Source organism: Paenibacillus herberti (assembly GCF_002233675.1).
GTDB classification, from domain to species: Bacteria; Bacillota; Bacilli; order Paenibacillales; family Paenibacillaceae; genus Paenibacillus_O; species Paenibacillus_O herberti.
The window spans coordinates 2,572,991-2,587,838 of the sequence record NZ_NMUQ01000001.1 but is presented as its reverse complement, the minus strand read 5'-3'; the positions used below and the strand labels follow the sequence as shown (position 1 = coordinate 2,587,838).

At 52.6% G+C, this 14,848-nt stretch carries 14 protein-coding genes and 1 pseudogene; 7 read left to right on the top strand and 8 right to left on the bottom strand.

The window, feature by feature from the left end; translation table 11 throughout:
- Positions 1-24: 24 nt before the first annotated feature.
- Both map and CGZ75_RS11775 read right to left on the bottom strand, forming a co-directional pair.
- Complete coding sequence (gene map, locus CGZ75_RS11780; RefSeq protein ID WP_089524331.1) at positions 25-774, bottom strand: type I methionyl aminopeptidase; 750 nt, start codon at positions 772-774, stop codon at positions 25-27.
- A 193-nt stretch (positions 775-967) separates the two neighbouring features.
- Positions 968-1,177, bottom strand: a complete 210-nt coding sequence (locus tag CGZ75_RS11775; RefSeq protein ID WP_089524330.1) for a hypothetical protein — start codon at positions 1,175-1,177, stop codon at positions 968-970.
- 124 nt (positions 1,178-1,301) lie between these two features.
- Here CGZ75_RS11775 and CGZ75_RS11770 point away from each other — a divergent pair, with 124 nt between their 5' ends.
- A complete protein-coding gene (locus CGZ75_RS11770; RefSeq protein WP_245850787.1) occupies positions 1,302-2,411 on the top strand; it encodes a M24 family metallopeptidase in 1,110 nt (369 codons plus the stop codon).
- Between the two features lie 147 nt (positions 2,412-2,558).
- Here the strand turns inward: CGZ75_RS11770 and CGZ75_RS11765 are convergent, their stop codons facing one another.
- Positions 2,559-3,029, bottom strand: a complete 471-nt coding sequence (locus CGZ75_RS11765) for a cupin domain-containing protein (protein ID WP_089524329.1) — start codon at positions 3,027-3,029, stop codon at positions 2,559-2,561.
- A 156-nt stretch (positions 3,030-3,185) separates the two neighbouring features.
- On the opposite strand from CGZ75_RS11765, the gene CGZ75_RS11760 reads away from it, so the two are divergent.
- A complete protein-coding gene (locus CGZ75_RS11760; protein WP_176444778.1) occupies positions 3,186-4,766 on the top strand; it encodes a stalk domain-containing protein in 1,581 nt (526 codons plus the stop codon).
- A 165-nt stretch (positions 4,767-4,931) separates the two neighbouring features.
- On the top strand, positions 4,932-6,722 hold the full coding sequence (locus tag CGZ75_RS11755; protein WP_089524327.1) for a B12-binding domain-containing radical SAM protein: 1,791 nt from the start codon (positions 4,932-4,934) through the stop codon (positions 6,720-6,722).
- Positions 6,723-6,945: 223 nt separating this feature from the next.
- Here CGZ75_RS11755 and CGZ75_RS11750 read toward each other — a convergent pair whose 3' ends face one another.
- From CGZ75_RS11750 to mnmL, 4 genes and pseudogenes are all read right to left on the bottom strand, one after another.
- The gene (locus tag CGZ75_RS11750; RefSeq protein WP_089524326.1) at positions 6,946-7,920 is read right to left on the bottom strand and encodes a type I phosphomannose isomerase catalytic subunit; all 975 of its coding nucleotides are present in this window, start codon (positions 7,918-7,920) and stop codon (positions 6,946-6,948) included.
- 41 nt (positions 7,921-7,961) lie between these two features.
- Positions 7,962-8,363 carry a VOC family protein gene (locus tag CGZ75_RS11745; protein ID WP_089524325.1) on the bottom strand — a complete coding sequence of 134 codons (402 nt, stop codon included), beginning with the start codon at positions 8,361-8,363 and terminating at the stop codon, positions 7,962-7,964.
- 36 nt (positions 8,364-8,399) lie between these two features.
- Positions 8,400-8,993, bottom strand: a complete 594-nt coding sequence (mnmM, locus tag CGZ75_RS11740) for a tRNA 5-(aminomethyl)-2-thiouridylate-methyltransferase MnmM (protein ID WP_089524324.1) — start codon at positions 8,991-8,993, stop codon at positions 8,400-8,402.
- A 146-nt stretch (positions 8,994-9,139) separates the two neighbouring features.
- Positions 9,140-10,093: pseudogene (gene mnmL, locus CGZ75_RS11735) on the bottom strand (tRNA modification radical SAM protein MnmL/YtqA); the annotation flags it as partial.
- A gap of 337 nt (positions 10,094-10,430) precedes the next feature.
- Here mnmL and CGZ75_RS11730 point away from each other — a divergent pair.
- Both CGZ75_RS11730 and trmB read left to right on the top strand, forming a co-directional pair.
- Positions 10,431-10,625, top strand: a complete 195-nt coding sequence (locus CGZ75_RS11730; RefSeq protein WP_176444777.1) for a hypothetical protein — start codon at positions 10,431-10,433, stop codon at positions 10,623-10,625.
- Between the two features lie 167 nt (positions 10,626-10,792).
- Complete coding sequence (gene trmB, locus CGZ75_RS11725; RefSeq protein WP_089524321.1) at positions 10,793-11,566, top strand: tRNA (guanosine(46)-N7)-methyltransferase TrmB; 774 nt, start codon at positions 10,793-10,795, stop codon at positions 11,564-11,566.
- A 119-nt stretch (positions 11,567-11,685) separates the two neighbouring features.
- On the opposite strand, the gene CGZ75_RS11720 is transcribed toward trmB, so the two are convergent.
- A complete protein-coding gene (locus tag CGZ75_RS11720; protein ID WP_089524320.1) occupies positions 11,686-12,255 on the bottom strand; it encodes a phosphatase PAP2 family protein in 570 nt (189 codons plus the stop codon).
- A gap of 532 nt (positions 12,256-12,787) precedes the next feature.
- On the opposite strand from CGZ75_RS11720, the gene CGZ75_RS11710 reads away from it, so the two are divergent.
- Both CGZ75_RS11710 and infC read left to right on the top strand, forming a co-directional pair.
- Positions 12,788-14,032: a glycosyltransferase family 2 protein gene (locus CGZ75_RS11710; RefSeq protein WP_089524318.1), complete on the top strand. Its 1,245-nt coding sequence runs from the start codon at positions 12,788-12,790 to the stop codon at positions 14,030-14,032.
- A gap of 304 nt (positions 14,033-14,336) precedes the next feature.
- On the top strand, positions 14,337-14,834 hold the full coding sequence (infC, locus tag CGZ75_RS11705) for a translation initiation factor IF-3 (protein WP_141136726.1): 498 nt from the start codon (positions 14,337-14,339) through the stop codon (positions 14,832-14,834).
- Positions 14,835-14,848: the final 14 nt, after the last annotated feature.

The window sequence follows — 14,848 nt, the reverse complement described above, 5'->3', positions numbered from 1 at the left end:
TTAGTTCTTTGCCTGTCATGCAGATTATTGCTGTGTCAAAATGAGCGCACCGCCTTCGCGGACAACAAGCGTATGCTCGTACTGTGCGGAGCGCTTGCCGTCAAACGTGCGGCAGGTCCAGCCGTCGGAGTCGATGAACATTTCGAAGGTGCCTTCGTTGATCATCGGCTCGATTGTCAGCACCATTCCCTCTTTCAACCGGAAGCCCTTGCCGGGCTTGCCTACGTGAGAGTAGCTCGGCTCCTCGTGCACTTCCGCGCCGACGCCATGGCCGAGCAGGTCACGCACAACGGAGAAACCATTGCTTTCCGCATGTTTTTGCAGCGCGTGCATGACATCGCCGATGCGATTGCCGGGCACTGCTGCAGCGATGCCGATGTCCAGGCATTCCTTGGTCACCTGCATCAACTTGCGGGAGCCATCTGGGATGTCGCCGATTGCATACGTCCAGGCCGAGTCCGAGACCCAGCCGTCGGCTTTAGCGACGATATCGATGGTGGCGATATCGCCGTCTGCCAGAGGTGTGTCGTTCGGAAAGCCGTGGGCAATAACATCATTGACCGATGCACATGTGGCGTATTTGTAACCCTTGTACCCAATCGTATAAGGGGTGGCGTCCTGGCTGCGGATATAATCTGCGACTAGTCGCTCAATATCCATGGTAGTCACGCCGGGGCGAATCATGGCGGCTATTCTACGATGGCATTCCGCCACAATTTCTCCTGCGCGCCTCATCTCGGATATTTGCTCCGGAGAATATAGTTTGATTGACATAACCTTCCTCACTTTCTGTTCCTTGCTTTACTTGCTCCTCTCCCTAACTTACTCCTGAGGAAGCTGTCCGGTCAATATGGGCTACTCAGCTTATTGCCAGCAAGCGAAAAGCCGGACATAAGTCCGGCAGGGGTATTGCAGAGACGGCTGAGTAAAAGGTAGTTTATATAGCCGAGTCAATGCAATGGGAAAATCAACGGGCTTTCCCGTCCTCGCTTTCATCTTTTAAGGGGGAGGGGGTAAGCTTCCGAGTATGGTCATCGCTTAGATAGCTTTCGTTCTTGCGGTCTCCGCGGCGTCTGCCCCATAAAACAAGCAGGACGAGAAGGAGAATGATAGCAATGATTCCGACATTGAAAAATCCGCCCAGAAACAGGATCACATTTTTGACAGATTCATTCATAATTAATTCACCTCAATTTGTAACTTACCCTCTGGGCACGGGTTCTACTCGTAAATCGATGTTGATATGTTACAATTATTGGACATCATTCACGGCCTTCATGGCTGTCAGGAGGAGCCTCATTATGAATCATTCCCCATATAAACACAGATTTCTGCACATCATGCAAACGGTAAAGGCATCTGGTTCCAATAGAGCCATTTTCACTTCACCAGCCACCATATTTTATTTAACAGGTTTTTACTGCGAGCCGCATGAGCGCTTCATGGCATTAGTTGCTGAACCGGGACGGGATGGTTATGTTTTGTTTGTACCGGCACTGGATGAGGAGAGCGCTCGTGGCGCCGCATGTGTCGAAAAGCTACTGCCCATTCGCGATACGGACCAGCCTTACGCGATTTTTGAGAGTGCCTGCGGGGACCGCGATTCAACACAAATCGGCGTAGAGAGTTCCCATCTTAGCTACGCTAATTACATACAGTTTGCGGCGGTTTATCCGGCTGCAAAGTTCCGTGATGCGGGAGCGCTGGTGATGAGCTTGAGGCTTGTGAAAACGGCGGATGAGATTGAACGCGTCAAGGTCGCGGTCAGTCTGGCGGAGCAGGTCATGGAGGCGGCAGTTGCCAAAGCACGTCCCGGCGTGACGGAGCTTGAGCTGAACGCCGAAATTGAATACCGGATGCGCGTGCTCGGTGGAGACAAGCCAGCATTTGAGACCATCGTGCTTGGCGGTGTTCGTACCGCGTTGCCGCATGGCCGTTCCAGCAGCTACAAACTACAGGAGAACGACTTCCTGATGATCGATATGGGTGTATTCAAGGACGGATATTGCTCCGATATAACCCGAACTTTCCTCATCGATGAAGGTACTCCTTCTCAGCATCGTATCTATGAATCCGTGTTGAAAGCGAACCGGGCTGGCGTTGCCGCTGTCAAAGCTGGCAGGCCTTTGAAGGAAGTCGACCTTGCCGCCCGCTCGGTTATTGAAGAGTATGGGTTTGGTTTGTATTTTAACCATCGGACGGGTCATGGCATGGGCTTAGAAATTCATGAGCAGCCTTCCTTGCACGGAGAGAACGAGCAGCTAATGCAGCAAGGATTGTTGTTCACAATCGAGCCCGGCGTGTACATCCCTGAGCTGGGCGGCGTGCGGATCGAGGATGATGTGTATATTGGAGAAAACGGCGAGGCGCAGGTGCTGACCTCCTATTCGCGGGAATTGACCCGGTTGTAGAAGTAAAGTAATGAGATGTGGCTGATTGAGAAACCGGGGTGATTTCGATATCAAGCTATTGTACTGATCGGCCCCAATAATTAAGGAGCCGTCTCGAAGTCATCTAACGATGACTTCGAGACGGCTCCTTTTTAATACATATAATGTCTAGCTGTCCGCTTCCACAACCAGAGAGAAGTCATCATAGTGGAAAGCAGGAGCGACGATGCAGGTGACAAATACCGGCTCGTCACCCAGTGGACGGGCCATTTGCCAAGCTCCGGCAGGAATGAGCGCCTGAGGGGCCTGATCATTTGCGATATCGAGACCAAGCACGAGCTTTTGTTGCGCCTCTGGCTTGTCGCCAAGGCCACCGATAGTCAGCTCTAGCGGGCCGCCTGAATGGAACAACCACAGCTCGTCCGAAAGCACTTTATGCCAAGCGGATTCTTCGCCGGGATGCAACAGGAAATAGACTGAGCTGGCAGCTGCACGTGCTCCGGAATAAGGAGCTCCGAGCACTTCATGCGGAATCTCGTAGGAAGCCTTCCACATTTCCTTGAACCAGCCGCCTTCGATATGCCGTTCCATGCCGAGCAGTTCGACGAACGGAGAGAGAGAAGATGAAGATTGAGTCATGGAATGATTCTCCTATTCTAATGGGGTGTAACAACTATAGCACGGGCTAGCAGCGGTTTCCAAACCCGGATTGGTTTGGTGGACAACACAAGACGACAGATGGTAAGATACTGGAAGTTTAGAATTTTGCTAGATTTGAAAAGAGGGAATTATCCATTGACTATTATTAAACCGAATGAATCTTTTATTCGTAGAATGGGCACCATGCTGGCAATTCCATTACTGGCCGGAGCGCTAGTCGCTGCACCTGTCGCTTCCGCAGCGGCAACCACTGCGAAGCCATACGCTAAGTCAACCTCGACGGCGTCTGCGACGGTCAAGAACGGAGCAATCACCGTCATTATGGACGGTAAGAAGCTGGCCCTCAAGTCACAGCCATTGCAGAGCAAAGGCAAAATTTTGGTTCCGATGAAAGATATTTTCAAAGCGTTGGGAGCTTCTGTCACCTGGGAGCCGACTACACGGACGATCATTGCAACTAGCGGCGGATATATGACGATGACGCTTCAAGTTGGAGCTTCGCAAGCAGCAGTGAACGGCAAGAGCGTCAAACTTGATGCCCCGGCTACTTTGCGCAATGGTGTTACATACGTACCAATTCGCTTCGTCGCGGAGACGCTCGGGGCGCTCGTCAAATGGGATTCCGCAGCCCGCACGGTCAGGATTCAATCGGCCGAGGCACAGCAGCTGGAAGCAATGGAAAAGGAAGAGCGGGAGCGCTTGGAGCGCCGCCTGTCAACGGCAGCCATCGTGGCGCTAAATGACGACAGCGTCGTTATGATCCGCACGGATTATGGACAAGGCAGCGGAGTGGTCGTCGGCGACCGTTATGTGCTGACGAATCTGCATGTGATGAAGGAGGCCAAGTCCGGCAGTATCCTGACTAACGATGGACGGACTCTGGATATCGTTGGCGTAGCTGCTTTTGATGAAAAAAATGATCTGGCCTTGCTCTTGACCAAACAGGATCTGGAGCTCGATTCCGTCGAATTCGGCAGCTTGGATGATATGCAGAAGGGCGATCCGGTCGTGGCAATCGGCAGCCCACTCGGCGTGCAAAATACGGTATCCGAAGGTGTTATCAGTAATTTCGGCTACGACAACGGCAGCATTTATTATCAGGTAAGCGCGCCGATCGACCATGGCAGCTCAGGTGGAGGGTTGTTCAACCAATATGGTGAGCTAATCGGCCTGACTACATCGGGTTACGAGGATACAGCGGCCAATATCAACTTTGCCATTGCCTCTGAGGATGCGATTGAATTGATCCGTACGGCTGATTTTGATCCTGCCAAAGTAACGTTCCTGAAGTCTTCCTTGCCAGATACGCTGGAGGGCGTTTCCCCCGAGGAAATGACTAAGCTGCTACAGAAGGAGTTCGGCAGTGTGCCAGGCAGTGATGGCGAGCTGGAGCTGAGCGGTTGGAAGGTAAGTCGGGACGCGTCGGGATGGCTTCAGCTTACAGCGAACGCCAATACCGATTTCTACGACTATTATGGCTCCAAAATGCAGAAGGATCTGCGGGTTTGGGCGGCCAATACTGCGCTTGAGCTTAAACGGATGCTTCCTAATGACAAGATCCAGGTACAGCTTTTCTATGACAAAAAGGTAAGCTTCGAGCCGCGCGGTTATGATGCTGGCACGGTTGTCGCTTTGGCTGATGGCAAGTGGCAGGTGCGATTCGCCATCTTGGATGTCCAGTTCAAGGAAGAGATGTTGATCCGAGTTAACCCTTAATCGTACAGCCATTATCTATTGTTCATACAGCATAGCCGTCGGAGTTAGCCTCCGGCGGCTATTTCTTTTCCGGTAGGATTGGAGTATTATTGAGCTTACTTGACCGTGCTCCGAGGGAGTAGCGGCCAGCAACAAATTGAATTTCTAGCAAAGAGGGACATGCCAATGAAAGTCGTTCTAGCGACGCTTAATGCTAAATACATCCACACCTCGCTCGCCCTGAGATGCCTAAAGGCTTACAGCGAGAAGGATTTTCTGATCGAGATCGCCGAGTATACGATCAAAGATCCCGTCATGAATATTGTTTCCGATCTGTACGTCAAGGGCGCGCAGGTAATCGGATTTTCCGTGTATATCTGGAATATTGAAGAGACGACCAAGGTCATCCGCATCTTGCGCAAAATCGCGCCGGAGGTCCGCATTGTACTGGGCGGTCCCGAAGTGAGCTACGATACCGGCGAATGGCTGGAAAAGCTGCCGGAAGTTGACTTTATCATCCATGGTGAAGGTGAAGAAGCGCTGCATCATTTGCTTACGGAGATTCAGGGCGAGGGTAAGTTCCATCGCGTTTTTGGAGCTGCCTATCGCAAAGTGCGGGATGGAGTAACGGAGGTCATCGTCAATCCGCCGCGTCCGAAGCTGAATCTGGCCGAGCTGCCGAGTCCACACCGATTCGACGAGGATCGTGAGTCGCTTGGCAAAAGGGTTGTCTACTTCGAGACAAGCCGCGGTTGCCCATTTAGCTGCTCTTTTTGCCTATCCAGCATCGAGGTCGGCGTCCGTTATTTTGATATCGAGCGTACCAAGGCGGATTTGCTTTATCTAATCGAAGCAGGAGCGAAAACGATCAAGTTTGTTGACCGCACCTTTAATATTAAGCGCGACTACGCGCTGGAGATGTTCAGGTTTCTGATCGACAACCACGGCGGCTGCGTATTCCAGTTCGAAATTACGGCCGATATTATGCGTCCGGAGGTTCTGGATTACTTGGCAGAGCATGCTCCGCCGGGCGTTTTCCGCTTCGAGATCGGGGTCCAATCCACCAACGACATAACCAATGAGGCCGTTCAGCGCCGTCAGAATTGGAATAAACTCGTCCGTACGGTTACCAAGGTCAAGGATTCCGGTAAGATTGACCAGCATCTGGATCTGATCGCGGGACTGCCACATGAAGATTATGATACATTCCGCAAAACGTTCAACGACGTGTTTGAACTGCGTCCGGAGGAGCTGCAACTCGGCTTCCTAAAGATGTTGAGAGGGACCGGTTTGAGACGGGATGCCGCTAAATACGGTTATGTATATGCTGAGCAGGCTCCTTACGAGATTTTGGGCAATGATCTGATACCGTTCTCCGATCTGATCCGCATCAAGCGGGTGGAGGACGTCCTGGAAAAATACTGGAACGCACATCGGATGGACCATACGTTGCTGTTCTTGATCGACCGGGTTTTCGGCTCGGCATTTGATTTCTTCCAGCAGTTCGGAGATTTCTGGGAGCGTCAGGGCTGGGAGCGCATCGGACACCAACTGGAGGATCTGTTCTCTCGGCTGTGGGCGTTCCTCACGTCGGGAGAAGCTCCGGAAGGCCTCGATCTCGAAACCGTGCAGGGATTGATGAAGCTTGATTATTTCCTCGGACATAATCACAAACCGCGCAAGGTATGGTGGGAGTTCAGCATGGACAAGCCGGAGCTTGCAGGCTGGATGAAGCGGCTTGGGGACCAGCCGGAAGCGGTAAGCGGCGGATTCGCGGGGCTCGGCCTCGGCGAGAAGGAGCTGCAAAAGCATGCCGTTATCGAGCGCCTGCCGTTCGATCTGGAGCAGTTTTTGGCAGACGGCACGATCAGTCGGGAGACGGATACGCTGCTCGTCGTGCTGTACGGCATAGATGGCAAGCGCGGCGGAACCGCCTACAGCTTGCGCTTGTCCGAAGGCGCGGCAACTTTGGGCTGAGGCTGAGACTGAGACTGAGACTGAGACTGAGGCTGAGTTGAGGCTAAAGCTGAGACTAGTGTTGAGGCTAAAGCTGAGACTAGTGTTGAGTCTGAGGTGTTCCACTCTCCATTTTCGGAAGCGGGATTAGTGTAAAGAGAATTGAAAAAGCGTATCCTGGGCCGCCAAACGGCTCAGGGTACGCTTTTTTTTGAGGCAGCGGGAACAAGTCCCGCCGGGAAGCTTAAGGAACGAGGCTGCGGATGACGGTCATCTCGCCGCCGAGCGAGTAGGAGCCAAGCGTTGCTGGCAGCAGGAAGCATTCTCCAGCTTTCACGCTCTGGGATTCACCCTCGCCCCAGCTGATGGAGCCGCTGCCTTCGGCAACGACCAGAATCACAAAGCTATCCGCGGAGGTGCTAAGCTCCCATGGACCGCGTACAACGCCTTTGTCTACGACGAAGTAAGGCGACTCAGCGATGGTCAGCCAGCTTCCGGCTTGCGCATCGTCGGTGTTCATCCGCGTCGCGCCTGCACCTTCGTAAGCGATGACGTTCAGCGAGTCCTCGACATGCAGCTCGCGGAGCCCACCATCGAGGCCGGGACGGTTGTAATCGTAAAGGCGGTACGTCGTGTCGGAGTTTTGCTGGATCTCGGCGACAACAACGCCGGCGCATAGAGCATGAACCGTGCCAGCCGGAATGTAGAACGCATCTCCTGCCTTAACTTCAACCTCTTGCAGTCCTTCCATGACACGTCCTTCATCGATTGCCTGCTGCAGCGCGGCGCGATCAATGCCGTCCTTGAGACCATAGATGATTTTGGCGCCTGGCTTGGCGTCGAGGATGTACCACATTTCCGTTTTGCCGAGCTCTCCGGCTGGAAGGCGGTCATAGGTGTCGGTTGGATGGACCTGAACCGAGAGATCATCATTGCAGTCGAGCAGCTTGATGAGCAGCGGGAAGCGGCCATTTTTCTCGGAGAAGCCCTTGCTGCCAAACCACTCACGTCCATATTGCTCGCGGATCTCGTCCAGGCCGAGACCGTCCAATGCGCCGCCGGCAACCTTGGTTGTACCGTTAGGATGATCGCCGATCATCCAGCCTTCGCCGATATGGCCTTGGGGCAGCTCGAGTCCGAACTGTTCAAGGGCGCGTCCGCCCCAGACACGTTCTTTCATTTCAGGTTTAAATTTAAGAGGGTAAGGTTTGACAGTCATCGCTAGTTCCACTCCTATTATCTTATGATTATTGCAGAGGTTTACAGCCCAGGAGCTGAACCAGGCTGGAAAAGCTCAAGCCGTTCGCCGTCCGGGCCGCTGAAAAAGAAATAACGGGCTCCGTTTGACAGAGAACTTAGCTCGCTGTCGAGCTGCGGTAAGCCCATACGCTTGAGGCGCTCGTACTCTTCCTCGATATTGTCCACGGTAAAAGCGATGTGATGGACTTTGCCCTCGATGGGAAGCTCGGAATTATAACCCTCGACGAGCTCAATCTCCGTCTCTTGAGAGCCGGGGAAACGCAGGAATGCAAGACGGATAAGGCCATTGGGATGGGGAAGGTTGTACGTATGCTCCATGCCCAGAACTCTTTTGTAGAACTCGATGGAAGCTTCCAGGTTTGCCGTCATGATGCCGATATGCTCAATCTTGCGAACAGCCATATGAATGAAATCCCTCCTTAAAATAATTGCCTCGACTTAACGGCCGCTTACCCGCGCCTCGATGCCTAGAGCATAGGGCGCTCCTGGCTTCTGGACCATCCGGTAAACGGCAGCCTGGGCCGCCTCCTGTGGGAGTGAGGCCGCCCAGCGCATCACCTCGTCGGCTTCCTCGGCTCCGCCGAGGTGGCCGGGATAAAGCACGCAGGCCAGAATGCCGCCCGGTCGCAGCAGGCGAAGCGCCGCCCCCATAGCAGGCAGCGTTGTCTCTGGCAGCGTGATAACCTCCTGATCGGCTCCCGGCAGGTAGCCGAGGTTGAACATCACTGCGGCCAGTCGGCCATGCAGCTCCACCGGCACCGCCTGGGCAAGCTCGCTGTGCGAGCGCAGCTGCAGGCTTGTCCGGCCCGGCAGCCGGCCCTCCGCCGCCAGCGGCTCCAGCCGCTCGCGAGCACGGCGAATCGCTTCCGGCTGGATATCGAAGCCGAGCAGCGTGCCGCGCGGACCGACCAGCTCCGCCAAGAAGCGGGCGTCAACGCCGCCGCCGAGCGTGGCGTCGACAACGGCATCGCCAGGCTGCACGCGCTGGCGAACCCAGCTATGGGCCATGCCGATGACAGACAGCAGGCCCATTAGCTCTTCGCCTCCGGCGAGCAGTCCGGCGCTTCCGCTGCGGCTGCTTTCATGAGGGCGGCATACTTGGCCGCCGACAGCTTTTTGCCCGGCTTAGTCAGCGCCGGAGCGGAGACAGGCTCCGGCAAAAAGCCGGGAGCAGCAGGCTGCCAGAGCTTGCCCTGCCAGGTGTCGCGACGCTTCAGTTCGTCGTCGAACGCGTTCAGCACTTCCCATTTGCGCAAGCTCCATGTAGGCCCAATCAGCAGGTCGCGCGGAGCATCACCGGTGAGCCGATGCACGATCATCTCCGGCGGCAAGAATTCCAGCGTGTCCACGACTAGTTGCACATACTCGTCCATCTCCAGGAAGCGGAGAAGTCCATCCTCGTATTGCTTGACCATAGGCGTTTTATGCATTAAATGAAGCAGGTGGATTTTGATGCCCTGCACATCCATTGCAGCGACGGCGCGGCCGGTGTCTAACATCATCTCATGCGTCTCTTGAGGCAGCCCGTAAATGATATGGGCGCAGACTCTGATACCACGAGCTCTAAGGCGCGTTACAGCATCGATATAACAGGCGGTATCATGCGCGCGATTAATGAGATCGGAGGTGGATTCGTGGACCGTCTGCAATCCCATTTCGATCCAGAGATAGGTTCGCTCATTGAGCTCTTCCAAATAATCCACTACATCGTCTGGCAGACAGTCGGGGCGGGTCGCGATCGATAGGCCGACAACACCGGGCTGGGCCAAAATAGCTTCATAATAGAGGCGCAGCTCTTCGACGGGAGCATACGTATTCGTATAGGCCTGGAAATAGCCGATATAGCGGGCGTCCGGCCATTTTTGGTGCTGGCGGTCGCGGATCGTATTGAATTGCTGAATCAAATCCTCCCGGCGGCTGCCGGCAAAGTCGCCAGAGCCCCGAGCGCTGCAAAATGTACAGCCTCCGGTAGCAACGGCGCCGTCCCGATTGGGACAGGTGAAACCGGCGTCAAGCATGACCTTGAACACCTTGCCGCCGAATTGCTCTCTCATCTCGTAATTCCATGTATGGAACCGCTTGTCCGCCCATAAAAGCGGGGCAATAGCGGTGTTGGTTGTTGGTGCTTCCATTGTGGCTCCTTCCTTGCACTAGCGCCGGAATCGGACAATCTGATGCTGCCCAGGCGCGATTCCTATTCATCTTATAAGAAATCGCATCGGAATGCCATCGGCCAGAGGTCTTGCAGAGGCTTGGACCCCGATTTTTATAGGCCGGACAAGCCTCAAAAAATAAGCAATGAAAGCGGTTAATTTAGGCTTGATAAACCTTACACGATGTGTTAAATTAAAAGTATAGAAAGTCAGTCGAATCAAGGGTTTTTCATCCCTCCAATGTTGCCATAACCCTGGTTTTCATAAGCGCCTGTTGTCCTGGGAATGCTGTAAAAAAATCGATGAGGTGATGAATATGAACACAGTTAAAATTCCGCAAGGCGATAATACGGTAACGGTTGAACTTACGGTCAAGGAACTAATGGCTCTCGCTGGCATCCGTTTCCATGGCAATCACCGCCTCGAAATCGAAGCTCGCAAGAAACTCAATCATGTACTTAGCGAGACTTATGCCTTGGAGCAGCCGATTCCCTATCAGATGCTGACTTAGTCGCCGGCGCAGCCGGAATACATTCAATCAAGCGGTCACCGAAGGGCAGTTTGCCTCGGGGAGCCGCTTTTTTTCTTTACAAGGGCGCTTAACTTGGGCAAAATAAGACGGGATGATTGGGCTATTTTTGTTTCACAGATATACGATTATTGGAGGAAAGTAATAAGATGCGTTTAAGAGGTAGAAAAGGAATCCGCGAGGAACTAGAGGCGCTGCCCCAGTTAGTTGTCCTGGATGCGGCGAAGCACAAGGGCAAATGGAAGGATTTTTTTGGGAATGACAAGCCAATTCATGTTGAACTGGGCATGGGCAAGGGCAGATTCATCAGTCAGCACAGTGTATTGAATCCGGATGTAAATTACATCGGAGTTGATCTATATGATGAGCTGATTCGTCGTGCCAGCGAAAAAGCGCTGCTCGCTCGCGAAGAGCTGGGACTCCAGGGCTATCCGCCGAATCTAGCCCTGCTGCGGGCGAATATCGAGGGTATCGCAGATATGTTTGCCCCAGGTGAGTTGGAGCGTATCTACTTAAACTTCAGCGATCCTTGGCCAAAGTCCAAACATGCTCGTCGCCGTTTGACGCATCCACGTCTTCTTGAGCAGTATGCGGTCATTCTCAATGAAAATGGCGAAATCCATCAGAAAACGGATTCCCGACTGCTGTTCGAGTTTTCGCTTAACAGCTTCGCGGAGACGGAAATGCAGATGAAAAATATTTCGCTGGATCTCCATCGGGATGGCGCGCGCGAGGATCTGGTGCTTACGGAATACGAAAGTAAGTTTATCGGGCAAGGGATGCCGATTCATCGCTGTGAGGTTGTTGTTGGAGCGGCAGCTCTGGCAGCCTACCGTGAGGAAAAAACGGCTCGTCGCAGTCACGAGGCGGCTAAGGAACGCGAAGATATGGAAAAAACAAAGCTTCATTCTGGACAAGCTTAAGCTGGTTGCGTTTTGAGCCAAAATGACTAGAGAGTTTCTAATCCTGGACTCGGCTCTGATCCATGTTGAAGGGCAAAACAGCCCGCTATCCCTTACTAAGGGCGGCGGGCTGTTTTGCGTTAATTGCCGATTAAAGAGATGGATAGGAGCGCGGTTGCCGTACCGAGCAGGGCACCTGCAGCAACATCTGAGGGGTAATGAAGGCCCAAATACATCCGGGACCAGCCGACAGAGCCAGCGATTACGACTGCAAGCAACAGCGTCGGCGGCAATAGGGCCGGGAGATGGATAGCTACCGTATAAACAAGCGGCACAATCCAGGCAAAAATCGCTGTTGTATGTCCAGAAGGAAATGAGGAATCCGCCAGTGGGCTTTTGCCTGTCCGTACTCCCTTCAGAGCTTGGTAGGGACGCAGACGCTTCAAGGTACGCTTGACGATCATAACCGGAATGTGGCTGATGACGACGGCAACCAGGCTCTGCCAACCAACGGTTATTTTCCAAGGTCCGGCGGACAGAAAGATCAGCAGGATGGAGGTGCTGAGCGTGAAGGTTGCTCCCCCCATATGCGTGACAGTCGACAGCCAGCGTCCAAATAAATCATGCAGCCGCGCGTTGACCGGTCCACGATTCAGCCACAGGAGCAGCCGCCGCTCCTTCATGCGAAGCCAGCCGATAATTGCGCTCATAGCTATTCCTCCCCAATCGCTTGTACCCCTATCATAACCTTCGCTGCTAAGTCTGAATATTATTTCCCTTATTCTAAATTGCAATTGTTAAGGGAGAATAATCAATTTGAGCGTTTTATTGCCGCTGAGTGATGGTAATGATGGGAGAAAGGACGCATCTTGGAAGATGCTCCCTTGTTTTGTTCACCGAATCGACATATGTGGCATGTCGGATAAAGGGAACTTTTTGGATAGTTGGATCGTTAGTAAGGACGAAAGCATCAAAACGTCAGCAAATGAATGGGATAAGCGGTTAACGGAAGCAAATGAGGGTATCCTAGTCGTTAATAGCTGATGCAAGCGTTTTTCCAGTTGCTTTACGGCGAATGGAACGGTTTTCTGCTTTTGACAAAGCTTATGGAACCATGGAAAATCAGAATGGTCATTTTACACAACGTCCACACTGGGCAACGCTGGAACAAAAACAGAGAAAAAGAACCCGCAGCAAGTACAGAGAGAATATTAAAATCGGGGTCTCAAGGGGGCAAGACGAATGTTAGCCAATTCCATTATGATTGCTTTGCAAATCTTTTTGGCGTTCATAGGGGTGTACCAGTTCGGTCTAGCGCTTTTCGGTATCATCCGCAAGAAAAAAGCTATCGAACACAAACCGCAAAAATCATTCGCCATTTTGGTGGCAGCCCATAACGAGGAAAAAGTTGTGGGAGCATTGATCGAAAACCTTAAAAATTTAGATTATCCTAAAGAGCTTTATGATGTGTTCGTTATTTGCGACAACTGCACAGACGGCACGGCTGCTATTTCCCGCAGCATGGGTGTCAACGCCTGCGAGCGTTTCAACAACCAGCTTAAAGGTAAAGGTTACGCCATTGAGTGGATGCTCAAAGAACTGTGGGCGATGCCTCGTCAATACGACGCAATCGTCATGTTCGACGCTGACAATCTGGTGAAGACGGACTTCCTGACTCACATGAATAACGACCTTTGCAACGGCCATCAGGTCATTCAAGGTTACCTCGACACCAAAAACCCAGATGATTCCTGGGTTACGTCTTCGTACGCCATCACCTACTGGTACTGCAACCGACTTTGGCAGCTGTCTCGCCGGAATCTTGGCATGGCCAACTTCCTTGGCGGAACGGGGATGTGCTTTGAGAGCAATCTGATGAAGGAGATGGGTTGGGGAGCGACAAGCCTCGTTGAGGATCTGGAGTTTTCCATGCGCTGCGTACAGCGTGGCGTACATCCTGTCTTGAACTACGACGCAAAAGTGTATGACGAAAAGCCAGTTACGTTTAAGGCGTCTGCCCGCCAGCGTCTGCGCTGGATGCAAGGTCACTTTACGGTGGCCCGGCAGTACTTCTTCCCGCTTCTGTGGGCGAGTATTAAAGAGCGCAACTTCATCAAGTTTGATGCGGCGCTGTATTCCTTCTCTGTTTACACCACGTTGCTTGGCTTTGTAGGAACAGTAATCATCTGGATGGACAATGTCCTGCCGGCTGAAAATCTGTTTACGTCCATCTACCAGTTCCTTCCGTTCTGGGTTCCGGTAGTCGCTATTTCGGCCACTGCGCTGATGTTCCCGCTCGTTATGATGCTGGAAGGCATTAAGTCCGGCAAAATGTACGCGAATCTGCTTTCCATGATCGTATTCCAGCTTAGCTGGTTACCGATTACGTTCTATGCGTTCTTCACGCAGAACAACAAACAGTGGAGCCATACGCAGCATACTCGCGTCATCCGCTTGGAAGAAGTGCAGAGCAAACAAGCTTCTTAAGGTAGTTGACAGGCATAATATTGCCATGGTATACTCCTTTAAGTGTTTTCATTAAGGTCTGAATTTTGAATAGCTAGTCGCACAAGCAGAGGCACCCGCTTCTCACCTGACCGATTCCATCGGCTGGTATGCGATCGCATGTTAACCACTCTTCCCATTTATGGAGAGACATTCGGTTCATATTGCGTATCACGCGGGTCCTACTGCAGGACCCGCTTTTGTTTGTTTATAAGTAGTTGAATACTCATGGACTGCAACAACCAATTTCATTCGGAGGTGGACGATTATTAGCCGAGATCACCAAATCAACGACGATATCCGGGCGAGAGAAGTACGCCTGGTCGGACCCGAAAGCGAACAGCTTGGAATCAAGCCGATTCGTGAAGCTCTGCAGATGGCCATTGACGCTAACATGGACCTTGTGAATGTTGCTCCTCAAGCCAAACCGCCGGTTTGCCGGATCATGGACTACGGCAAATTCCGTTACGAGCAGCAGAAGAAGGATAAGGAAGCCCGCAAAAACCAGAAGATCGTTGATCTGAAGGAAGTGTGGTTCCGCTCCAACATTGATGAGCATGACTACCAGACGAAGCTCCGCAATGTCATCAAGTTCATCGGTGAAGGCGACAAGGTCAAAGCATCCGTCCGTTACCGCGGCCGCGAGATTGCGCATGCTGCTGTCGGCCAACGTGTCTTGGAGCGCTTGCTCACAGAAGTGAACGACATTTGCAATGTAGAGCGTTTGCCGAAACTGGAAGGACGCAGCATGATCATGATTTTGGCACCGAAGAACAACAATTGATTTCTAATTATTTA